This is a genomic window from Corynebacterium sp. EPI-003-04-2554_SCH2473622, assembly GCF_001665955.1.
GTDB lineage: Bacteria > Actinomycetota > Actinomycetes > Mycobacteriales > Mycobacteriaceae > Corynebacterium > Corynebacterium pseudodiphtheriticum.
On sequence record NZ_LZMN01000084.1, the window covers coordinates 30944 to 52600 of the forward strand.

A 21657-nucleotide genomic window follows, 5' to 3' on the forward strand; every position below is an offset into this window, starting at 1 on the left:
GCTTAGCCAGGAACAGAACTAGTTGTACTGCTCGGGGACGTTGATCAATCGTGAGAACGGCGGCTGGTTGTCGCAGGCCGTGTGCGGGCGGTGCTGGTTGTACTGGTGCAGCCAATCCGGCAGGGCGTCGCGTCGTTCTTGCTCGCTGGTGTAGCAGCGGGCGTAGGCCCACCCGTCGGCCATGGTCCGGTGGAAGCGCTCTACCTTGCCGTTGGTCTGCGGCCGGTACGGACGCGTCCGCTTCGGGGTGATCGAGAGGGCCTCGCAGGTGTCCCGCCACAGGTGCGAGCGATAGGCGCCACCGTTGTCGGACAGCACCCGCTCCACGGCGACGCCGCGATCGGCAAACCACGCCACAGCCCGATGCAGGACCCCGACCGCGGTGACGGCGGTCTCGTCGTCGTGGACCTCGGTGTACGCGACGCGGGAGTGGTCGTCAATGACGGTGTGCACGAACGCGTACCCGAGCCTGGGGTTGTGCCACTTGCTCTTCGGCTTACCCGGTGTCGCCGTTCGGTTGTGGTCGCCCTGGCGGCGGCCGACGTAGCGCCAGCCGCCGCCGTCGGGGATGTTCCCGAGCTTCTTCACGTCCACGTGGACCAGGGAGCCGGGGTGGGGGTGTTCGTACCGGCGGATCGGTTCGCCAGTCTCGCGGTCCATGTAGGAGAGCCGGTTCAGTCGGGCACCGGCCAAGATGCGGTGGACGGTCGAGGGCGCGATGCCGAGTCGGGCGGCGAGCTGCACGGGGCCCTCACGCAGCCGTATCCGCAGGCTGACGCACCGCTTCGTCGTCGCCTTGTCCGTCTTGTTCGGTGAGGTCTTCGGCCGGGACGAGCGATCCTGCATCGACTCGCCGGCGCGATAGCGGTCGACCCACCTCTTCACGGTCGGCCAGGAGACCTGGAAGCGGGCGGCGACTTCGCTGATGGGCCAACCGTCGTCGACGACGAGCTGGGCCACCTTGAGCCGGTGGCGAGGTGTCAGGGTGGCGTTGGCGTGCATCACTCCTCACCTGCTGCGACGGGCGTCGTCCGCGGCGTTCGGAGTTGCCCCAGGACTGCAAGGAGGATCGTCGTGGCGAGCGGCACGAGTCCGGCGGCGATGAACAAGCTGGCAGCGGCGATGTGTCGGCTGAGGAGTCCGGTGAGTGCGATGGACAGTGGTATGAAGGCGATGGAGATGAAGAAGTCGAGGCTGGCGACTCGGCCGAGCATCTCCAGCGGTACGTGTTCCTGCAGGACCGTGCCCCAGATGACCATCCCGACTCCGATCGACGCACCGTAGACCGCCAGTCCGGCGCTGATGATCCACGGATTGTTGGTGAGTGCGGGGATGGCCAGTGGAAGGCAGCCGAGTGCCCATGCGCCGACCATTACGGGCAGGAAGTGTGAGGGGGTGGGCCATGAGCCGGCGACGAGGGAACCCACCAGGCCGCCGACGCCCAGAACTCCGAGGACGACTCCGTACACAGCCGGACCGTTGTCATGGGTCGAGCGTATGACCGCGGGCAGGAGAACTTCCAGCGGACCGGTCACGGCCAGGCCCATGGCGGCCGCCAACAGCACGCTGGAGCGAACCCAGCGCGTGCGGGCGACGTAGCCGAACCCGTCGAGCAGGTCCCGCAGCGCAGAGGTGGCCGGAGCTTCGGCGTCGGTCTCGGCTGAGCAAGGGGCAGGAAGCCGCAGGGCGGCGATCAGGGCGAGTCCGAGCGCGCCGGCGATGAGGTACCCGCCCGCGGCGGGCATGCTGGCACCGATGACCGCTCCGACGGCGGCGGGCGCAATTGCCTGTCCGACCAACGGGCGGGCGGCGCCTTCGAGGCCGTTGACGGCCATTAAGTCGTCGCCGTCCACCAGGACTGGCACCAGCGCCGTGTAGGCGGGGAAGAAGAATGCGGTTGAAGTGCCAATGATGAACGCGGAGACCGCGAGCATCCAGAAGGTGACAATGTCGAGGATTGCTGCCGTGGACGTCGCGGTCGCGATGGTGAGGTTCAGGGTGAGCACGCTCACGATGACGGACTTATTGGGGAACCGGTCTGCGATTACGCCAGCTGGGAGGGATCCTGCAAGCAGGCCAATGCCGCTCCAGACTACGACACCCGACAGGGCGGCTGGCGTGGCGCCCAGGTCGAGGGTCTGCATGGCAAGGTAGAGGGCCCAGGCACCCTGGGCGAAGATGGTCAGCACCATCGCTGCGAACAGCTGACGGTACGTGGGGATGGTCAAGGGGTGAAGCGGGTTCATGGCATGTCCTTCAGGTCAAGGTTCAGGTGGGGCCAGTCGGCCAGGTCGTGGAGCATCTGACGGTCATGCGTGGCAACGATCACCGCGCAGGAGGTCTGCAGCAGCTCGGTGGTGATGTCGTCGACGAGGCTCGATGACAGATGGTTGGTGGGCTCGTCCAGGAGCAGCAGGTCTGGATCCTGGGCCAGACACATGGCCAGGTGGAGACGGCGTTGCTGTCCTTGCGACAAGCGCCCCACCGGCGTGCCGGTTGCGGAGGCTTCGAGCAGCCCGAGCGAGCCGAGGGACGGCGCCTGAGCTCGACGGCCTAGCTTCGCCAGGTAGGCCTCATAGACCTCGTGTGCGGGGCTGGAGCGGTCCCAGTCGGGGACCTCTTGGGACAGCAGAGCGATGCGCGCTCTCGGATTAACTCGCACATGTCCCGTGGTGGGGGCCAGCCGCCCTGCGAGAAGTGCCAACAGGGTGGATTTTCCCGCGCCGTTCGGTCCGGTGACCACCAACCGGTCACCGCCGTTCACGTCGACCGAAACCGGAGCGTCCAATCGGCCCTTCACAGTAACCTGGGTGGCGTTCATGATGCTCTGTCCGGCACGGGTTGCCGAGGCGGGCCACGCAAGACGCAGTGGCGGCGCCGGGACGCCGATTTCATGACTTTTCAGGTCTTCGATACGTCGGTTGAAGGCTTGGACCACTCCAGCAGCGCGTGTGGCACGTTGGTGCTTGCCTGTGCCCTTTTCAGGTCTCCATCCACCCTGGGACAGGCGGGAGCGTGCGTCGGCGGCGGCGCGGGTCAGTTCCTGATGCCGGGCGACCTGGGCGGCATGGTCTTGCTCCCAGGCGGCCCGTTCTCGTTGCCGCCCTTCGATCCAGCCCTCGTAACCGCCCGCGTAGGTGCGCGGAAGGCCATCGCGGGTCGGGTCGAGGTCCAGGAAGCTGGTCGCCACGTCGCGCAGCAGGGCGCGGTCGTGGCTGACTAAGGCCAGGCCACCGGGGTGGTCCCGCAGGCGCTCAGTCAGGAAGGACAGCCCTGCAGCGTCCAGGTGGTTGGTGGGCTCGTCCAGCAGCAACAGGTCAGGGGTCGATCCGAGGGCGACCGCCAGCCGTACCCGGTACCGCTGGCCGACCGACAAGGTCGACAGGACCCGATCGCGGTCGCTACAGGCGTTCAGGCCCGCCAGGGCGATGTCAACACGGCGGTCTGCATCCCAGGCGTCCAGCCGCGTGGCCGCCTCGAGTGCGGCGGAATAAGCGTCGGCCGCGTCATCGCCCGCGGCCAGCGCCGCGGTAGCCACGTCGAGGGCCTGCAGAGCGGCCCTGGATGGGGCGGTCGCCTCGGCAATGAGGTCACCGACCGTGCGATCGCCCTCGGTGGCCATGTCCTGCTTGACCAGGACGAGGGAACCCACCCGGGCCACCACTCCCGAGTCGGGTTTCAAGATCCCCGCCAGTATATGGAGCAAGGTGGTCTTGCCCCGGCCGTTGTCGCCGACGATCGCCAGTCGCGACCCGGTGGAGACGGTGACGTCAGTCCCACTCAGCAGCGGCCTGTCGCCGAGTGTCAGGTGGAGTGATTCAGCGCGGATGTGTGCAGCGGGCCCTTGGGATGTCCCGATCCAGGCACATGATCGTAAAGGTTCTGTGGTTGGCATTGCGTACTTTCAGCTCGTCATGGAGCCGGGCACCACGAAGCGGCCGCCCGGCAGATGGCCAGGACGGCAGACGAGAGGTCATAAGGGGTCCCGCCGCCGTCAGCGGACGGAACGCAGCTTCATCGAGGCGATGCCTGAGTACATGCGGCCGAGGATACAGAGCCCGGGCGATGCCACGCAAGTCAACTAACGTCCCCGGTCAGTACAACTAGCTAACCCTCGCGACCAACTATTGCTCGCGACTAGCTAGCCCCGAGGCTGGAATAGCTCGGCCACACCAGCCCGGTGGATCTTGCCTAGCGACGTCCGCGGCAGTTCGTCGACACGCAGCAGTTCTTTCGGTAGTTGCCAGCGGGGGAGCTCGTAGAGGGCATCGAAAATTTCTCCGACCTCGGCGCTACCTTCATAGGCTGCCATGATGGCTTGCCCGAAACGGCGATCATCCACGCCGACGACGCAGGCCTCTTTGACCCCGGGGACGGCCAAGAGCTCTTTTTCGATGATTTCCGGGTGCACCTTCAAACCACCGGTGATGATCACCGCATCGAGGCGCCCGCTGACCTCCAACCGGTCGTCGACAATGCGCCCGCCGTCGGAGGTGGCGAACCAGCCCGGCCAATCGGGGTGGGCGAAGGCTTCGTGGCCCGGCATATTGCGGTATCCGGCGGCGATGGTGGCGCCACCGAGCATGATGCGGCCGGATTCCACGGCGACGGAGCTGCACGGTAAGGGGTGGCCGTCGTAGATGCAGCCCCCGGCGGTTTCGGCGCTGCCATAGGTGGCCACGAGGTGGATGCCCAGCTTGCGAGCCGATTCCGCCAACTGCGGGTTCAGTGCCGCCCCGCCGATCAAGATGGCGTCGAAGCGTCGTAAAGCGGTAATGCCCTCTAGGGTTTCTAGGGCTTTATCCAGCTGCATCGGGGTTAATGCGGTGTACATGGGTTCGCGGGCATCGGGGGTTTTTCCGCCCCGGGCGTGGTCTAAATATTCCGTGGCGGCGGCGAAAGCGGGAATGCGGAAACCCTGCGAAAGATCCAGGCACACTGGATCCACCCCGGCGACCAGGCTGCGCACCAGAACCTGGATTCCGGCGATGTGATACGCAGGCAGGGCCAATAGCCAGTGCCCGGGGCCGCCCAGGACTTCGTGGGTGGCATCGGCGGAAGCCACCAGGTTGGCTGCGGTGAGCTGTGCGCCTTTGGGCGTGCCAGTGGAACCTGAGGTGGGCACCACTAGGGCAATATCATCGTCGATTGGCTGGCCGACGCGTTGCGAGGAATACAGCAACTCAGTACGCGCCCGGTCGCCAGCGGGCACCGGAAGATAATGGGCTTGGCCTGCGATGGCGGCTTCCAAGTCGTCGAGGATCGCTGCGGGATCATCAAGCCGGACCGGAAGCGCGGTCAGCACCGGTTCGTGGGCGGGAGCAGGAGCGGGCATGGGGCTCGGGCTCGGTTGTTCTGCTGCCTCGCCCGTGCTGGGTCCCTTATCGCTGGGGGCCCTATCACTGAGATCCCTAGCACTGAGGTCCTTAGTAGTAATAAGGAAACTCCTCCCAATTCGGGTCGCGCTTTTCCAAAAACGCTTCCTTACCTTCCACGGCCTCGTCGGTCATGTACGCCAAGCGCGTGGCTTCGCCGGCGAAGACTTGCTGGCCGGCCAGCCCGTCGTCGGCAAGATTGAAGGCGAACTTCAGCATGCGTTGCGCCGTCGGCGACTTGGAATTGATCTCGCGGGCGGCCTGGATGGCTTCGGCCTCAAGCTCGGCGTGCTCGGCCACGATATTGACCGCTCCCATCTTCATCATGTGGGTGGCATCATAAGACCGACCCAAGAAGAAGATCTCGCGCGCATTCTTTTGCCCCACCATCTGCGCCAGGTAGGCCGATCCATAACCGGCGTCGAAGCTTCCGACGTCGGCGTCGGTTTGTTTAAAACGGGCGTGTTGGCGCGAAGCGATCGTCAGGTCGCACACCACATGCAGCGAGTGCCCACCACCAGCGGCCCAACCATTGACCACCGCGATGACCACCTTCGGCATCGTGCGGATCAGCCGTTGCACCTCCAGGATGTGCAAACGCCCACCCTCGACTTTCTCGCGGGCGGTATCCACGCCGGATTCGTCGGCGCTGGTGACATCCGAGTCGTGACTTGTGGCGTATCGGTACCCGGAACGGCCGCGAATGCGCTGGTCACCACCGGAACAAAACGCCCACCCGCCATCTTTCGGCGAGGGCCCATTACCGGTCAACAACACGGTGCCCACATCGGGGGTGCGGCGGGCGTGGTCGAGAGCGCGGTACAGCTCGTCGACGGTGTGCGGGCGGAAGGCGTTGCGCACCTCTGGCCGGTCGAAGGCGATGCGCACGATTCCGTCGCGCCGGCTGTTGCCTACGTGACGGTGGTAGGTGATATCGGTCAAGTCTTCGAAGCCTGCGACGGTGCGCCATTGGGTGGGATCGAAAGGGCTGGCGTCGGGGCTGACATCGGGGTTGGTGTTGGCGGTGGCCTTGGGGGCTGTATTGGGGCTGGCGTCGGTTTTGTGCTCAGGAGTGCTAGTCATGGCCTTCAGTCTAGCTAGGCTTGGGGCATGAATTTTCCGAATCACGACGCGGGGCTACCGCAGCCACCGCGCTCACTGCGCTCACCGCAGGCGCCTCAACCACCCCTGCCCCCTCTCGCAGACATCCTTGAGCGCGCCCACGTTGTTTCTTTGCCCATGGCGGTGAAATTCCGTGGCCTGCACCATCGGGAAGTGGTGCTTATCGACGGCCCGGCTGGGTGGGGAGAATTCGCCCCGTTCGCTGATTACTCCGCCCGCGAGACCGCGCCCTGGCTGCGCTCTGGGTTGGAGGCTGCTTACCAGGGTTTTCCGGCTGCCCATCGCGACTATATTGAGGTCAATGCCACGGTTCCGGCGGTGGAGCCAGCCCAGGTTCCGGAGGTGCTTTCCCGCATGCCCGGCGCCCGTTGCGTCAAGGTGAAGGTTGCCGAGCCTGGTAAGGATTTCCGGGATGCGCTTGCCGACGACATCGCCCGGGTGTCCGCGGTGCGCGAGGAACTTTCCGGGATTCCGGGCACCCGCATCCGTGTGGATGCCAATGGTGCGTGGAGTGTGGAGCAGGCCGTGGAGGCGGTATCCGCGTTGGCTCCGCTGGATTATGTGGAACAGCCATGTGCCACACCGGAGGAGCTGGCTGAGGTTCGCACCCAGCTGATGCGCCGCGGGATCTTTGTTCGCGTCGCCGCTGATGAGAGCATCCGTCGGGTGGAAGATCCGTACCGGGTGGCGGATTTGCAGGCGGCGGATGTGGCCGTCGTCAAGGTGGCCCCGCTGGGTGGGGTACGTCGGGTGTTGCAGCTGAGTGCGGATCTGCGTGCGCGCCATATGGATGTCACGATTGCCTCGGCTTTGGACAGCGCGGTGGGTATCAATGCCGGTCTGGCGGCGGTGGCGAGTTTGCCGAAGTTGAACGACGACGAGGACATCGATGTGGCCCCGGCACCGGCCGGCTTGGCGACGGGTTCGCTGTTTTTGGAAGATGTGGCCGCGCCGCGTTCGCTTGTCGACGGCATGCTGGCGACTGCCCCTGTGGCGCCCGATGCTGATCGGTTGGCTGCTTTGGCCGCGGACGGTGCGACGCGCGACTGGTGGTTGGATCGGTTGCGTGTGGCCTACACGGAATTGCAAACCCTCCGTGCCCGAGAAAATGGTGAAAGTTAGGCGCCGTAGTAAAGATCCGCCACCGGCTAGACTGGAGGTTATGCCTTCTTCGGACTTTTCGGACCCGTCACAAACCGACGCCTCTGACCAGCAGCAACCCATGCAGGTCCCGACCTGCGTGAGCATCCACGATGCCCACTTGCATAATTTGCGCCACATTGACGTGACCATCCCGCACGGTCAGCTGGTGGCATTCACCGGTATTAGTGGTTCGGGTAAATCCTCGTTGGCGTTCGGCACTATCCATGGGGAAGGCCAGCGTAGTTACCTGGAATCGGTGGCACCGTTTGCGCGCCGTTTGATCAGCCAGGCGACCGATCCGCAGGTCGGTTCCATTGAGGGGCTATCGCCGACAGTTGCGCTTCAACAGCAGACCACGGCGCCTGGGGCGCGCTCGACGGTGGGCACGATTAGTTCTACATCGAATATTGTTCGTCTGTTGTATTCCCGGTGTGGTGATTACAGCGCACTGTCTGGCGCTGCAACGTCTGGGAGTACACCGTCTGACGGCGCCCCGTCCGAAACCCCAATCACCCGCCTGGCTTCGGATGCCTTCAGTCCGAATACGGCCGATGGCATGTGCCCGGAGTGCCGTGGAACGGGCACGAAGTTCGTCGCCACGGAAGCTTCCATGGTGCACGAACCGGAGTTGTCGATCCGCAACGGCGCGATCACTGCGTGGCCGGGCGCTTGGGCGGGCAAGAATTTTCGCGACATCTTGGAGGCGCTGGGCTATGACCTTGACCGCCCGTGGCAGGAACTTTCCGAGTCCGACCGCAACTGGATCCTGTTTACCCGCGAGCGCCCCGTCGTCGAGATCGTCCCGCACCGCGGCGCCGACCAGATCCAACGCACCTACCAGGGCACTTGGCGCAGTGTGGCGGAGTATTTGTATAAAACACTGCGCGAAACGGAATCGGATTCGCTGCGGCGTCGTACGGAGTCTTTCCTGGAATCGCATACCTGCAGCAATTGCGGTGGCGCGGGGCTGCGGCCGCAGGCGCTGCAAGTGCGCTATTTGGGTGTTGCGATTAATGAGTTGAATGCGTGGTCTTTGGGCTTTCTGCACCAGGCGTTGGTGGACCGCCAGCAGGAGCTTGGCCAGCGTGCCGGCGGCGGCAACGCCGTTCGTGATGGCCAGCCCGACACTGCTGCGGCCCCGGCCAGCCGTACTGCGCAGGATGATGCCGAGGCCTTGTTGCTCACCCAGATCATCCCTCCGCTGGCTGCCGCCCTGGAACTTGGCCTGGGCCATTTGAGCCTGGATCGGGCCGCAACCACCCTGTCTGCCGGAGAGTTGCAACGTCTACGCCTGGCTTCCCAGCTGCATAGTTCCTTGTTTGGCGTGACCTATATTCTCGACGAACCCACCGCTGGTCTGCATCCGCAGGAACGCGCGGCGGTCCTGACAGTGATCCGTCGCCTGCTCGCCGCGGGAAATAACGTGTTCGTCGTTGAGCATGACATGGATTTCGTGGCCCAGGCTGATTATCTCATCGACATCGGCCCTTATGCCGGTGATGGGGGAGGGACCGTGGTATTTGCGGGTAAGCCAAGTGAGCTCGTCGACGCCAACGGGCAGTTAGCCGAATACCCCACTGCTCGCGCGCTGGCACACCGCCACTTGCAGCTTGCCGACGCCCCGCGTGATGCTAACGGCCACCTGGAGCTGCGGGGAATCAACCACCGGAATCTGCGCGAGCTGGACCTGGAGCTCGGCTTGGGCCAGTTCACCGCGGTGGCTGGGGTATCTGGCTCGGGTAAGTCGACGTTGGTGACAGATGTCGTCGGCAAGCGCGCAACGGAGCATCCGGATATTAGCCGGGTTGTCACGATCACGCAGAAACCCATCGGGCGTACTCCGCGTTCCACCCTGGCGACGTATACCGGGATGTTTGACCGCGTCCGCAGCATTTTCGCTGCCCAGGCGCGCCGGGATGGCAAGGATGCGAAGAAGTGGAATGCCTCGAAGTTTTCCTATAACACGAAAAAGGGGCAGTGTCCGGAGTGCTCGGGGGCTGGCCATATTGAGGTCGAGTTGGTGTTCCTGCCCGGGACCTATACGTTGTGCCCGCGGTGTCAGGGCGGCCGGTTTAACGACGAGGCACTGGAGGTGCGCTGGCATGGACGCACCGTGGCTGATGTGCTGCAGTTGCGCGTTACCGAAGCGTTGGAGGTTTTCCGTGACCTTGCCGACGGCGGTAGTAGCAGTGGCAGCGGCACTGGCAGTGACGGCGCTACTGGCAGCACTGGCGGTGACGGCGGTACTAAAGATCCCGACCATTCCCAGATCACCCAGGTGGTGCGGGCTCTAGAGGTTTTGGATGAACTTGGCCTGGGCTACCTCCGCTTGGGGCAGGGTGCGCCGGAGTTGTCTGGTGGCGAGGCCCAGCGCATCAAGTTGGCGACGGAGCTGCAGCGGACGCAGAAGAAATCCAGTCTGTATCTGCTCGATGAGCCAACCATGGGGCTGCACCCGCACGATAGCGCGAAGTTGCTGGACAAGTTGGAAGCGCTTGCCGACGCCGGAGCCACCGTCGTTATGGTGGAGCACAATCTGCAGGCGCTGGCTCGTGTGGATCGTGTGATTGAGCTTGGCCCCGGGGCGGGAGCTGCTGGAGGTCGCATCCTAGCGCAGGCGAGCCCTAAGAAGTTGGCGGAAGAAGATACTGCTACGGGTCGGGAATTGGCCCGGCGGGTGGGGCCGTAAAATGTCTAGACTGGGCCCAAGCCTTGAGGAGGATTGATGACACCTAATTCTGGCAATTCTGGTCATTTCGGCCGTTCTGGAGCGAACCACGGCGGAGCAAACCATGGTGGCTCGAACTATAGTGGCCGCCCGGGTCGCGATGAACGTACCGAATTTTTCCGTGGCGACGATCGTACGGAATATTTCGGTTCGAACGAGCGCACGGAATATTTCGGTTCGAACGAGCAGACACAATACATAGACCGTCCGAACATAGACCGTCCGCGGCAGTACTTTCCGGATCAGGACCAGAACCAGGGGCCCCAGGGCCAGCAAGGTCAGCCGCAGACTCAGCAGTACCAGGGCCCGTACACCCAAGGCTTTGGCCAGAATCAATACGGGCAACAGTATGGACAGCCATATAACTCCGGTTATGCCCCTGCGGCACAGCAGGCTACCGTGCACAATGCGCACCAGCCGCAGCAAACAGCACAGGCATCGGGTGGCTCGAGTTCCTGGCAAATGTTGCTTGGCATCATTTCGGGTTTGGCGTTACTGCTGGCCGTGGTGTTTTTCTTCCTGTGGCGTTCCGCTGATAATGAGCAGGCTACGCCGCCGACTCCAACTACTGTGACCTCCACACAAACAGAAGAGGTTAATGTCACGGTGACAGAACCAACCACCGTTATCGAAGAACCCGTTTTACCTGGTGGCGACGGTGGAAGTTGGCGAGACCAGATCCCAACTGAGGTGCCGGAGGAACTGTTGCCGCCAGAAGGTGAAGAGTTCGATCTGCGCAGCTGGTTGAGCAATATTTTCGGCTAGTTCTTTACCTGAATAGGCACCTGATTAAGCCTGGCTAGTTTAGGCCTGGCTAGTCATGACCTACCCGTATCAACGCTCACCCGATCGTAAACATTGCGCTCATAAATACTGAAACTGTAAATCCTGAGTAGGAGATCATGCCCGAATCCCCACAGACCGAATCCCCACAGTCCGAAAACCAGGTGCAACCTGTGGCCGTCCAGTTGGCCCAACAGGTAGCTGCCCAGCTCGCAGAATTCGCCACCGATGTTGTGCTGTGTCCGGGTTCGCGTAACGCCCCGCTTTCGTTGGCGCTCATTGCGCACCCAGGACTGCGGGTGCATGTGCGCCTGGATGAGCGCAGCGCAGCTTTTTTGGCGTTGGGGTTGGCGCGCGTACAGCAGCGGCATGTTGCGGTGGTAATGACTTCGGGCTCGGCGGTGTCGAATTGTTTGCCTGCCGTCGTTGAAGCTGCTCATTCTCATACGCCGCTGCTGGTGTTGAGCGCGGATCGGCCGCAGCGACTCGTCGGCACGGGGGCTTCGCAAACAATCCAACAACAGGGCATTTTCTCCACGTTTACCCAGACCACGCAGATCAACACCGTGGATGACCTCCCCGAGTTTTCTAAACGCCTTAGCGCTGACCGCTTGGCACACATCAATGTGGCTTTTGATGTGCCGCTGGTGGGAAGCGAACCAGCCGAGCCTCGTACAGATGGTCTTGCCGACGCCCACTTTGCTGATGCCAACCTTGCCAGCGCCCACTTTGCCGACGCCCCCGCAATTGCACCGGTGGATCCCGCGCACCCTGCCCGCCGCAGGCTGCCTACCTGGTCTGATCACGGAGAGGTTGCCGTTGACCTGAGTAAACCAACCCTGGTGATTGCCGGCGATGAAGCCTGGCGTGTCGACGGGCTCGAAGATGTGCCGACGATTGCCGAGCCGAGCGCCCCGGCTCCGTATGTTCCGGTGCACCCGGGGGCGGCCGCGATTTTCGCCAAAGATGATGCCCAGGTTGGCGAGTACTACGTGCGCACCAAACCTGACCAGATAATCGTCGTTGGGCACCCTACTTTGCACCGCCGGGTGCTGACGCTGATTACGGATCCGGATATCGAGGTTATCGTGCTGTCCCGCACCGATGATTTCTTGAGTCTGCGTGAGGGCGGCGCTCAAGAAACCCGCGGTACTCGTGTGAAAGCCAATGGTGAACCTACCCGTGAGTGGTTGCAAGTGTGCCAGGCCGCCTCCGATCTGGCTGCTGGGGCAGTACGCGAGGCGCTGGAAGATGAATCGTACGGTTTTACAGGACTGCACGTTGCTGCTGCTGTCACGGACACGTTGGCTGTCGGAGATACCGTGTTCGTCGGGCCATCGAACCCGGTCCGGGATGTCGCTCTGACTGGCCTGCCGTTTGATGGCGTCGACACGTATTCCCCGCGGGGAGCTGCCGGGATTGACGGCAATATTTCGCAGGCCATGGGTGTAGCTATTGCTGCGCAGTCTTTGCGTGCCGACGAAATCCGCGCCCCGCGCACCGTTGCCCTGCTCGGTGACATCACCTTTTTGCACGATGTCGGTGGACTGCTGCGTGGGGTGGATCAGCCGGAGCCGGAAAACCTCACGATCGTGGTGGCCAACGATGACGGTGGCGGAATTTTCGAGTCCCTCGAAGTAGGACAGCCCGGTTTGCGTCGTGATTTTGAGCAGGCCTTCGGTACCCCGCATGGGGTGGACATTGCCGCGATCTGTGAGGGCTACGGCCTGCCCTACCAGCGTGTGGAGAGCCCACAGGAGCTTCTCAACGCCTTGGCCGCCCAAACCGAATTTCCGGAATCGATCCTGGTCATTGAGGCGGCGACGACTCGGGCGACGCGTCGGCAATTGCACCAGGCGATCGATGCAGTTCTTGGGGGATAAATCTGGTTCCCTATGGCAGATTCTGTAGATCCCCAAGCCACGAGTGCGCAAGAAGCAAGCCCGCATAAAACTGCACCTTCCGCCGCACAGTCTTATGATCCGCGGCGGCGACGTCGGCAGTGGCAGCGGCGCATGCACCAGCTGGTTGCAACCTTGTGCTTAGCCGGGCTACTGGGCTCAGTTGCCATGATTGGCGGGGCAGCGGCGAATGATCACCGGATTGAATCTGATCCAGGTCGCGCCCTAGCGACGGTCACGGGTACCTCCTTGTTGCGCACTACCGTGGAATTCCGGGACGGCGAAGGTCTGTATCGGGCACCGTCGACAGGCGTGTTGTACCCCACCGGGCTTGCCGAGGGCCAGCAGGTTTGGGTGCAGTATTCGCGCGTGGATCCGGACCTGGTGAAAGTCGCAGGCCGTGGTTGGACGTTGGCGATTATCCCGGGGCTGAGTGTCGCGGCGCTGGTTGTCGTCGTCACGTTGGTGTTGTGGCAGTTGATTAGCTTCGCGACGCGTCCCACAGCGCATCCTCACAGGACGCCGACGAGCACACCAAGAACTCCCAAGACAAGTAATCGCGGGTGATGCTAGTTGTTGTCTACACCTTCGGCCCGATCGCGGCTGCGCGTAGCCATCGTCGCCGAATCTTTTTTGCCGCACGTGAACGGGGTCAGCAACTCCGTCCTCCGCATTCTGGAATATCTGAACGCGCAAGGCCACGACGCCATCGTTATCGCGCCTGGCCCACACGGTAGGGGGCCAGACAGCAGAGTCCCGGACCATCCAGAAATCTCCCACTACGCGGGTTTCCGGGTCGTGCGCGTGCCGACGATTCGCTTGCCGTTCGTCGATTCTCTGCCCATCGGCGTGCCGACGCCGACCGTCTACCGCACGCTCGCCGAATTCCGCCCGGATATCGTGCACCTGGCTAGTCCCTTCGCGCTGGGGCGCGGTGGTGGTTGGGCTGCTCGGCGTTTAGGCATTCCCAGGGTGGCGGTTTTTCAGACTGATATTGCAGGTTTCGCCGGGCTGTACCAGCTGGGGGCATTACAGCGCGCTACCTGGCGTTGGATCAGGCGGATGCATAACCATTGTCAGCTGACGTTGGCGCCGTCGACGGAGACCATCCAGCAGTTGGAATCGCACGGGGTGCGCAATCTTGCACATTGGGGGCGCGGGGTGGATACGCAATTGTTTCATCCGGAGAAACGCTCGGATGCGCTGCGTCGGAAGTGGTGTGCAGGACGGCCGAAACAATCACCGCCAACTATCGTCGGTTACGTGGGGCGCCTGGCTAATGAGAAGGGTGTGCACCGGTTGGCTGCCTTGTCCGGGCGGACTGATGTGCAGCTCGTCATCGTCGGTGATGGCCCGTGCCGTTCTGAGTTGGAAACGGCGATGCCGGATGCGGTGTTTTGCGGAGCACTCAGCGGTCAAGATTTGGCTGCTGCCTATGCCAGTTTCGATGTTTTCGTCCACCCTGGTGAGCTGGAGACGTTTTGCCAAACCATCCAGGAAGCGCAGGCTAGCGGCGTGCCGACGATCGCCCCGCGGGTAGGCGGCCCAGTCGACCTGATCCGGGATGGTAGCAACGGGAACTTTGGTGACAGCAACGGAAACCCTGATGGCTGCACTGGGCTGCTACTGGATCCCGATAATTTCGAAGCAGAGCTTGCCGACGCGGTCAGCTGGCTGGCCGCCCCGAGCCGTCGGCAAGAATTATCCGCTGCAGCTCGCGAGCACGTGGAGGATAAGACCTGGCCGAGGATCTGTGCTCAGTTGGTGGACTATTACCGGCAGGTACTGGCGGAGGTGAACCCAGCTGCGTGGGAATCTCCGGGTCCCAACCATTAAGCTGGTGGGGTGGATTCTTCGAATAAGGCTGAGCAAGACAATAAAGCCCAAGGTGCTAGCGCCCAGGACAAAAAGGGCCAGGACAAAAAGGGCCAGGACAATAAACCTCAGCAAGCACCGAAACTCACTCGTGCGACGCTGGATAAGGCGCCGGTGGATGTGGCGTCGATGTTTGATACGGTCAGCAAGAATTATGACCTGACCAATACCGTCCTCTCTCTCGGAATCGATAATTATTGGCGCAAACGCACTCGTGAGCGTCTGGATCTCAAACCTGGCGATAAGGTGTTGGACTTAGCAGCCGGAACCGCGGTGTCTACCGTGCAGTTGGCGCGCTCCGGAGCCTGGTGCGTGGCCTGCGATTTTTCCACCGGCATGTTGGCCGCCGGTGCCCACCGTGATGTGCCTAAGGTCGCTGGCGATGGAATGCATTTGCCGTTTGCGGACGATAGTTTCGACGCTGTCACGATCTCGTATGGGCTGCGTAATATCCACGACTTTCGCGCCGGGCTGCGGGAAATGGCGCGGGTGACCAAACCGGGCGGCAAGCTCACAGTGGCTGAATTTTCTACCCCGGTGGTGCCCGTATTCAGCACGGTGTACAAGGAATATTTGATGCGCGCGCTGCCGGTGATTGCTCGGGTGATTTCTTCGAATGCGCAGGCGTATGAATACCTGGCGGAATCGATCCGTATGTGGCCGGATCAGGAGACTTTGGCTGCCGAGATCAACGCTAATGGATGGTCTGAGTGCGGTTGGCAGAACTTGACTGGCGGAATTGTGGCTCTGCATTCGGCTGTGAAGGCTTAATTGGTCTGGGCTGGGTCCGATTGGGCTTACCGTCCCGATTGGTGCAGTGGTTCCGGCCCCGGCACCGGCGTTAATTCCCCAGAGCGCCAAGAAAAAAATATACGATGCCGTTGTGAGATTTTACTGGAGCCATATTTACCGTCCGTAGGCTCAGTTCAACCATATTCGCAGTTCTTAAGCACAGCTCGTAGGCCCATAATGATAATTTTGACTATTTTGATAATCGCGATAGCCGTAGCGGGCTTATCTGCTATCTATGAATTTAAACATGGGAATCGGCCACGAGCCAGGATAGTGGCCTGGGCTGGAGTTCTCTTAGCATTACCCGCTGCATGGGTTCTTTATCGCGCTACTACCGGCGGCCTCCAGGAAATGCCTCTACTTGAAATCATCGCGACTGCTGTTTATATTTTCGTGCTTCTGGTTGTTGTAGAAACAAAACTCGTGCTGTCGGAGCGTAAGAACACAGGAGTCACGAGTGACGAAAACACTAAAAAGCCCAGATATTAAAAAGCCCAGATAATCTGGCCAGATTCCTTAATATCGGCGGTGGCTTTGGTTGGCCTTGTTTAGTTATGCCTCGCCATTGGTTTTAGCATCGCAGGTTCCCCATATTCCCTAAACCGTTGAATCCCACAGCGGCGTGTCGGCCCGCACCGTTGCCGCATATTTTCCGGCCTTCTTCCACAACCGGGAAATCAGGTCGCGGTCTTCGTCGGTAACTAAGTTGCCCATCAACCGAGCAGCCGCTGGCATTAAATAGCGCGCCGCCGGGCCCCGCAACCCTAACGGGCCGAACACAGGCAAAAACTGCGGATAGGTCAAAAGCCGGGCCGCGGTGCGTGCCCACATGAACGCCTCGCCGAAATGCGCCCGCAACACTTCGGGCCACACCAAGGTGAGGTCGACGCCGTTGCCCAACAGGCCCACGGCTAGCTCGGCGGTTTCCAGCCCGTAGTCGATACCTTCACCGTTTAATGGGTTCACGCATGCCGCCGCGTCGCCGATCAGCATCCAGTTCGCCCCGGCTACGTTCGATACGGCCCCACCCATGGGCAATAACGCCGAGGCCACTTCGTCCGGATCCCCTAAACCCCAGGCTTTGCGCTGTTGGCTGGCATAAAATTCCAACAGTTTCTTGGTGTTGATCGCTGCCGGACGTTTATCTGTCGACAATGCGCCGCATCCCAGGTTCACTGTGCCGTCGCCAAGCGGGAAAATCCACCCGTATCCAGGTTGAACGGTGCCTTGTTCGTCGGTCAGTTCCACGTGCGAATGCATCCACGGTTCATCGGAGTATGGCGAGCTGCAATACGACCGCGCGGCGATCCCATAGACTTCGCTGCGGTGCCAGGTACGCCCAAGTTTTTTGCCAAACGTCGAGCGTACCCCGTCAGCCACGATCGTCCACCGCGGGCGCAGCGTAATCTCGCTTGCCGACGGCTGCTGGTCGTTTGTTGGCTGTTGGCTGCCCGAGGATGCCGACTGCTCCGCCGACCGCTGGCCACCGACCCGTCGCACCGTGATGGTCTCAATCGAATTGTTCTTGACGACGACATCAGCACCCGAATACCCGGTCCACACCCGTGCGCCTGCTGCCGCGGCTTGCTGCACCAGGTAGTTGTCTAATTTGCGCCGTGGCCAGGCGGTGCCCACATCCCCAAAATGTCCGTTTGGCCACGCGGCGGTCACTGATCCGCCGAAGCCGTGCAGTTTTAATCCCCGGTTGCGGTATCCCGGGTTCACTCCATCCAGAAGCCCTAGCTCTCGGAGTTTCGCCATCGCGCGTGGGGTGAGACCATCGCCGCAGGTTTTATCGCGGGGAAAGGTTGCTTGGTCTACCAATACGACGTCCCATCCGGCGCGTGCGGCATAAATCGCAGCCGCGGCTCCAGCTGGGCCACCGCCAATAACCGCGATTTCGCAGGAGACAGCGTCATTGCCGGTGCTGGAGGCGTCGGCAAGAATTTCGCTTTTCGGAGGTTTCGACGTGGAAGATGCAGTGTGGGACCCGGAATCGGGCCGAGCGGGGGAGTCGTCGGCAAGGCTCATGGGCATTATTGTTGCATGAATAAGCCCCCGGAAGTGTTTTGCCCTGTTTCGTCGGCTACTGTTAGGACGGGAATTATGGGAACGAATAAGCGCAAGGATAAACCTCGGATATGACCACTGGCCAAAACCAGGTTTCTGGTTACACCCCCGCTGTGGATTTGGGGGATGAACAGCTCAATTCGCGCATTGCTGCCGGGATGGAAACGGTCGAAGACCTGCTGCGTTCGGAGCTTTCGCAGGGCGCGGAATTCATCACGGATAAGGTTTTGCATTTAACTACCGCTGGTGGCAAGCGGTTCCGTCCAATGATGGCGCTGCTTGCTGCTGAATATGGCCCGCATGCAGAATCGGACAACGTGTATAAAGCAGCGGGTGTGGTGGAGATTGTGCATTTAGCCACGCTTTACCACGACGATGTAATGGATGAAGCCGATCAGCGGCGTGGGGTCGAATCTGCGAATTCGCGCTGGAGTAATTCGGTGGCGATCTTGTCTGGTGATGTGTTGCTTGCGCACGCGTCTCGGATTATGTCGACGATGGATAGTCTGACTGTGCGCCACTTCGGGGAAACTTTCCAGGAGCTGGTTACTGGGCAGATGCGTGAGACACTTGGCGCGGGTGAGTCCGACTCGGTGGAGCATTACCAGAAGGTGATTGAGGAAAAGACCGCCGTGCTGATCGCCTCGGCTGGGTACTTGGGTGCGTATCATGCGGGTGCGGATGAGCCGACGCAGCGCTCTTTGCAAACCATTGGCGGTGCGATCGGCATGATCTTCCAGATCGTCGACGATATTATTGACCTGTTTTCTGATCCAAAAGATTCTGGCAAGATTCCGGGTACTGACTTGCGCGAAGGCGTGTTGACGCTGCCGGTGTTGTATGCATTGGCAGAAGATAGCGCTGCTGCTAATGAGTTGCGTTCTTTGTTGACCGGCCCATTGGAGGCTGAGGATGATGTGCAGCGTGCGATTGCATTAATTCGGGAGACAGACGGACGTGCGAAAGCACTTGCCGACGTCCAAGCCCATTTGGATGTTGTCGACCGTGAGTTGGACAAGCTGCCGGATATTGCCGCGACGCGCGCCCTGCGCTTGCTTGCGGAATACACCATGCGCCGGGTGGGCTAGCAGGGTGCTTGCTGGCAATCGTGGCTGTTTCTGGCTGTCGAAACCCTGTTTGTAGTGCTGGTTTGTAGGTTTATTGGGGGTTTATAGTAGGCTAAGAAACCGCACCAAATGGTGCTTGCCAGGTTGCCCGAGCGGCCAAAGGGAGCGGACTGTAAATCCGCCGGCATTGCCTTCAGAAGTTCGAATCTTCTACCTGGCACAGTTCGAAACCCCACGCGAATTATCGCGTGGGGTTCTTTGCATGCGGGGGTCCGGGGTTAAGTAGCAAAAAATGTGTCTGATCGGCGTGTCGCCAATTCCCTAGATCTGGCCTTTCCGGATACCGAATGAGTGTGTGTATTCAACATCGATGCCCTGGTCGTAGAAGGCTGGCTGACCAGATTACTGGCCAGTGGTGGAACTGGATGCATCCTAAGGCATAACTTGATTTCAGGTCGCATTTCTGTCCGTATAGTCCACAAGGAAGCGTAAAAACAGCCGTGCTGGGTCGGAGAGTCGGTTCTTCGAGCTCCACACCACCCGCAGCGGACGGTCGAAATTGACTCCAACCACCGGAACCTCGAGGTATTCCCCGGTGGCTAACTGCGATGATACCGCGCGCCTCGCGATCACCCCTGGTGCTCCTAGAGTGCCTATCCCGGTACGTTGTGCTCCTAGCGATCCAAACTCTCCTATCGGTGGGGCGAGACCTCCCAGAGCGTCTTCTACGACTTCTCGAGTGCCGCTTCCCTGCTCGCGCAGCACCAAAGGTGTGGATTGCAACTCCTCTTTCGTTATCGGAGCCGTCCCTGTCACTGGTATGGATGCTGAAGGCATATCCAGGTCATTGTGATTGTTTGATTTTGCCCAGGGGTGATGCGCGGGTGCAGCAACGATTAGCTCATCGTGCCCTATCACTCGCTGGTGTAGTTCATGGGCCACCCAGTTACCCTCAACTAGAGCTAGTTCCGCATCTCCCTGGATCACGTGACGTTGGGCCTCCCGGCTGTTGAGCTGACGCATGTGCAGATGAGTCTGCGGGTGACGGCGTTGGAAGGCCGCTGCCCACCGGGGGTAGTCTATTTCCGCCACAGTATGAGAAACCACCAGCTTAAGCCCCTCGGTTACAGCGTTGTTGGTGGCTGCTTTCAGACCATGCGCGCAATCGTTGAGTGCCCTTTCTAAGCCCTCAAGCACACGGATCACTTGGTGTCCCACTTTTGTCGTGGAACTGCCCGCGGCGCCACGCCAAAAAATACGTGTATTTAGGTGTTTTTCCAATTTGGCGACGCGTGTGCTGACCGTCTGTTGGGAAACATTGAGATATTTCGCAGCCTGATTCATTCCTCCGTGTCGGGCTACAGCGAGGACGACGTCAACCGTGAGGGCATCGGGAACGTAGCTTCGTCGAACGGAAGAGAACCGAGAGTCATCACCATCTCGTGCGGGGTACATGCTTTCATTGTAACCCTGTACGGATTTTGTGCTCTCCCGTAAACGTTCAGCAGTACATAGCCTGAAGCGCATGCTTAAAATTGAGAATAAAATGGAACTTCCGCCACTCGGACCTGGCTGGGCCGGAGCAGTAATGGGACTAGGGATCTCCTCGTCCCTCATTGAGACTCATCTCAGCCCCGTTGTGGGGCATCTCCCCGCGAAGATCATGATTGTTGCCGCAACTCTTCTCGCTCTGGCGCTCTCCATAGGCTTCATTAGGCACCGCAATCCGGGCTTTCGCCCCAATAACATGCCCGCGTGGGGCATGGTCTCTATGGGGATTTTAGCTTTAGGCAGCGCCTACTCGCTTATTTTTAATGCCTGGATGATTCATATTTTGTGTTGGGCAGCCGGAACCATCCTTGGTCTGATTACCTGCCTAAGGTATCTGCAGTTCCTTATTTTTGACCGTTCCGTTGCTCCTGCTTTTACCTTGGGGTTGCCCCTGGTTGCACCGATGGTTTCCGGAACCTCCTCGGCTCAGTTGGTGCCGCACGCGGGGGAGTGGGGGTCGCTGGTGCACGGCATTGGCGTAATGTGCTTTGCATTGGCATTGGCTACGTCAGTGCCGACGTTCGCCTTCGTTTATTTGCGTACATTCCCCAATCTTCCCACCAGCTTTGCCGCCACTGCCTGGATTCCGCTGGGCCTTGTCGGCCAGTCCACAGCGAGTGCGCAGTTGATTGCCGGTGAGCAGTGGCATTTCCGGGCAATGATCTATGGAGTTGTGATGCTTAGTCTCGGGATTCCGTTGGCTGGTTATGCCATTGTCAAGCATTGGGGGGCAGTTCTTGGCAGCAGCCCAATGTCGTATAACCCCACGTGGTGGGCCAGCACTTTTCCGGTCGGCACCTGTTGTCTCGGTACGCATACCTTGTCGACGCAACCCGCAGCATTGGAGTGGGGTATGGGATGGATTGATATCGTCAGTGTCGGCCTGCTTGTTCTTCTTTTGCTCCACGTTATGTGGGCATCTTATGGAGCCGTCAGGATTACTGTGTTTAGCCGAGGATGATCCGGAAAGAATCTCGGTACTTCAGCAATGCTGGTCTCGACGTCGGTTAAAATTTGGTCACCTTTCAGCCCCCCGCGCAACGTCGTAGGTTTCTAGTTCTGATACTGCCTGCAGTGACCATAAGGCGGCCTATTGCCTGTGGCCATCATAGGACAATGACCTGTCGATAATCGTGAACTGTTGAATGTGGGTGATTGTTTCGGAAATTCCGCCTTGAACTGCGGATTTGTGTATTTATAACAAACTGAGTTAGGCTGTGTGAGGCTTCAACGGAGCGCAACAAAGTAGA

17 protein-coding genes and 1 tRNA gene are annotated in these 21657 nt (G+C 60.8%); 11 read left to right on the top strand and 7 right to left on the bottom strand.

The genetic code is table 11. The features are described 5' to 3' along the window. Nucleotides 1–18: 18 nt before the first annotated feature. The 5 genes from A5774_RS10075 to A5774_RS10095 form a co-directional block, all read right to left on the bottom strand. Nucleotides 19–1005, bottom strand: coding sequence for an IS481 family transposase (locus A5774_RS10075; protein WP_034998251.1), 987 nt, complete (start codon nucleotides 1003–1005; stop codon nucleotides 19–21). Then, nucleotides 1002–2246, bottom strand: coding sequence for an MFS transporter (locus A5774_RS10080; RefSeq protein WP_064834678.1), 1245 nt, complete (start codon nucleotides 2244–2246; stop codon nucleotides 1002–1004). The genes A5774_RS10075 and A5774_RS10080 overlap by 4 nt, the downstream gene beginning before the upstream one ends. Further along, nucleotides 2243–3895 (bottom strand): ABC-F family ATP-binding cassette domain-containing protein, encoded by a 1653-nt coding sequence (locus A5774_RS10085; RefSeq protein WP_064834679.1) that lies wholly within the window; start codon nucleotides 3893–3895, stop codon nucleotides 2243–2245. The genes A5774_RS10080 and A5774_RS10085 overlap by 4 nt, the downstream gene beginning before the upstream one ends. Nucleotides 3896–4141: 246 nt before the next feature. Further along, nucleotides 4142–5335 (bottom strand): o-succinylbenzoate--CoA ligase, encoded by a 1194-nt coding sequence (gene menE, locus A5774_RS10090; protein ID WP_064834680.1) that lies wholly within the window; start codon nucleotides 5333–5335, stop codon nucleotides 4142–4144. A gap of 91 nt (nucleotides 5336–5426) precedes the next feature. Next, nucleotides 5427–6458 (bottom strand): 1,4-dihydroxy-2-naphthoyl-CoA synthase, encoded by a 1032-nt coding sequence (locus A5774_RS10095; protein WP_064834681.1) that lies wholly within the window; start codon nucleotides 6456–6458, stop codon nucleotides 5427–5429. A 27-nt stretch (nucleotides 6459–6485) separates the two neighbouring features. On the opposite strand from A5774_RS10095, the gene A5774_RS10100 reads away from it, so the two are divergent. The 8 genes from A5774_RS10100 (at nucleotide 6486) to A5774_RS10135 (ending at nucleotide 16208) form a co-directional block, all read left to right on the top strand. Next, nucleotides 6486–7619 (top strand): o-succinylbenzoate synthase, encoded by a 1134-nt coding sequence (locus tag A5774_RS10100; RefSeq protein WP_197490285.1) that lies wholly within the window; start codon nucleotides 6486–6488, stop codon nucleotides 7617–7619. A 40-nt stretch (nucleotides 7620–7659) separates the two neighbouring features. After that, entirely contained in the window at nucleotides 7660–10329 is a 2670-nt protein-coding gene (locus A5774_RS10105; protein WP_064834683.1) for an excinuclease ABC subunit UvrA, read from the top strand. 36 nt (nucleotides 10330–10365) lie between these two features. After that, the gene (locus A5774_RS10110; RefSeq protein WP_064834684.1) at nucleotides 10366–11133 is read left to right on the top strand and encodes a hypothetical protein; all 768 of its coding nucleotides are present in this window, start codon (nucleotides 10366–10368) and stop codon (nucleotides 11131–11133) included. Between the two features lie 137 nt (nucleotides 11134–11270). Next, complete coding sequence (gene menD / locus A5774_RS10115) at nucleotides 11271–13034, top strand: 2-succinyl-5-enolpyruvyl-6-hydroxy-3-cyclohexene-1-carboxylic-acid synthase (RefSeq protein ID WP_064834685.1); 1764 nt, start codon at nucleotides 11271–11273, stop codon at nucleotides 13032–13034. Between the two features lie 12 nt (nucleotides 13035–13046). Beyond that, complete coding sequence (locus A5774_RS10120; protein ID WP_348650450.1) at nucleotides 13047–13619, top strand: DUF3592 domain-containing protein; 573 nt, start codon at nucleotides 13047–13049, stop codon at nucleotides 13617–13619. A gap of 36 nt (nucleotides 13620–13655) precedes the next feature. Then, a complete protein-coding gene (locus tag A5774_RS10125; protein WP_197490287.1) occupies nucleotides 13656–14888 on the top strand; it encodes a glycosyltransferase family 1 protein in 1233 nt (410 codons plus the stop codon). A gap of 138 nt (nucleotides 14889–15026) precedes the next feature. Then, nucleotides 15027–15698: a demethylmenaquinone methyltransferase gene (locus tag A5774_RS10130; protein ID WP_034645809.1), complete on the top strand. Its 672-nt coding sequence runs from the start codon at nucleotides 15027–15029 to the stop codon at nucleotides 15696–15698. 207 nt (nucleotides 15699–15905) lie between these two features. After that, nucleotides 15906–16208: a hypothetical protein gene (locus A5774_RS10135; RefSeq protein ID WP_126849761.1), complete on the top strand. Its 303-nt coding sequence runs from the start codon at nucleotides 15906–15908 to the stop codon at nucleotides 16206–16208. 108 nt (nucleotides 16209–16316) lie between these two features. Here A5774_RS10135 and A5774_RS10140 read toward each other — a convergent pair whose 3' ends face one another. Continuing rightward, nucleotides 16317–17756 (bottom strand): geranylgeranyl reductase family protein, encoded by a 1440-nt coding sequence (locus tag A5774_RS10140; RefSeq protein ID WP_231892416.1) that lies wholly within the window; start codon nucleotides 17754–17756, stop codon nucleotides 16317–16319. Between the two features lie 104 nt (nucleotides 17757–17860). On the opposite strand from A5774_RS10140, the gene A5774_RS10145 reads away from it, so the two are divergent. Beyond that, nucleotides 17861–18877, top strand: coding sequence for a polyprenyl synthetase family protein (locus A5774_RS10145; protein WP_064834687.1), 1017 nt, complete (start codon nucleotides 17861–17863; stop codon nucleotides 18875–18877). A 117-nt stretch (nucleotides 18878–18994) separates the two neighbouring features. Continuing rightward, nucleotides 18995–19076 (top strand) — tRNA-Tyr (locus A5774_RS10150). Between the two features lie 230 nt (nucleotides 19077–19306). On the opposite strand, the gene A5774_RS10155 is transcribed toward A5774_RS10150, so the two are convergent. Beyond that, entirely contained in the window at nucleotides 19307–20311 is a 1005-nt protein-coding gene (locus A5774_RS10155; protein WP_231892417.1) for a LysR family transcriptional regulator, read from the bottom strand. A 70-nt stretch (nucleotides 20312–20381) separates the two neighbouring features. Between A5774_RS10155 and A5774_RS10160 the strand changes: the two genes are divergently transcribed. Next, nucleotides 20382–21368, top strand: coding sequence for a TDT family transporter (locus tag A5774_RS10160; protein ID WP_064834688.1), 987 nt, complete (start codon nucleotides 20382–20384; stop codon nucleotides 21366–21368). Nucleotides 21369–21657 lie beyond the last annotated feature (289 nt).

What these genes read in the sequence shown, in the direction of transcription:
- A5774_RS10095 (WP_064834681.1), bottom strand. Translation starts at nt 6,458, where the DNA reads ATGACTAGCACTCCTGAGCACAAAACCGACGCCAGCCCCAATACAGCC.
- A5774_RS10155 (WP_231892417.1), bottom strand. Translation starts at nt 20,311, where the DNA reads ATGTACCCCGCACGAGATGGTGATGACTCTCGGTTCTCTTCCGTTCGA.
- A5774_RS10080 (WP_064834678.1), bottom strand. Translation starts at nt 2,246, where the DNA reads ATGAACCCGCTTCACCCCTTGACCATCCCCACGTACCGTCAGCTGTTC.
- A5774_RS10085 (WP_064834679.1), bottom strand. Translation starts at nt 3,895, where the DNA reads ATGCCAACCACAGAACCTTTACGATCATGTGCCTGGATCGGGACATCC.
- A5774_RS10120 (WP_348650450.1), top strand. Translation starts at nt 13,047, where the DNA reads ATGGCAGATTCTGTAGATCCCCAAGCCACGAGTGCGCAAGAAGCAAGC.
- A5774_RS10100 (WP_197490285.1), top strand. Translation starts at nt 6,486, where the DNA reads ATGAATTTTCCGAATCACGACGCGGGGCTACCGCAGCCACCGCGCTCA.
- A5774_RS10140 (WP_231892416.1), bottom strand. Translation starts at nt 17,756, where the DNA reads ATGCCCATGAGCCTTGCCGACGACTCCCCCGCTCGGCCCGATTCCGGG.
- A5774_RS10105 (WP_064834683.1), top strand. Translation starts at nt 7,660, where the DNA reads ATGCCTTCTTCGGACTTTTCGGACCCGTCACAAACCGACGCCTCTGAC.
- menD (WP_064834685.1), top strand. Translation starts at nt 11,271, where the DNA reads ATGCCCGAATCCCCACAGACCGAATCCCCACAGTCCGAAAACCAGGTG.
- A5774_RS10145 (WP_064834687.1), top strand. Translation starts at nt 17,861, where the DNA reads ATGACCACTGGCCAAAACCAGGTTTCTGGTTACACCCCCGCTGTGGAT.
- A5774_RS10110 (WP_064834684.1), top strand. Translation starts at nt 10,366, where the DNA reads ATGACACCTAATTCTGGCAATTCTGGTCATTTCGGCCGTTCTGGAGCG.
- A5774_RS10160 (WP_064834688.1), top strand. Translation starts at nt 20,382, where the DNA reads ATGCTTAAAATTGAGAATAAAATGGAACTTCCGCCACTCGGACCTGGC.
- menE (WP_064834680.1), bottom strand. Translation starts at nt 5,335, where the DNA reads ATGCCCGCTCCTGCTCCCGCCCACGAACCGGTGCTGACCGCGCTTCCG.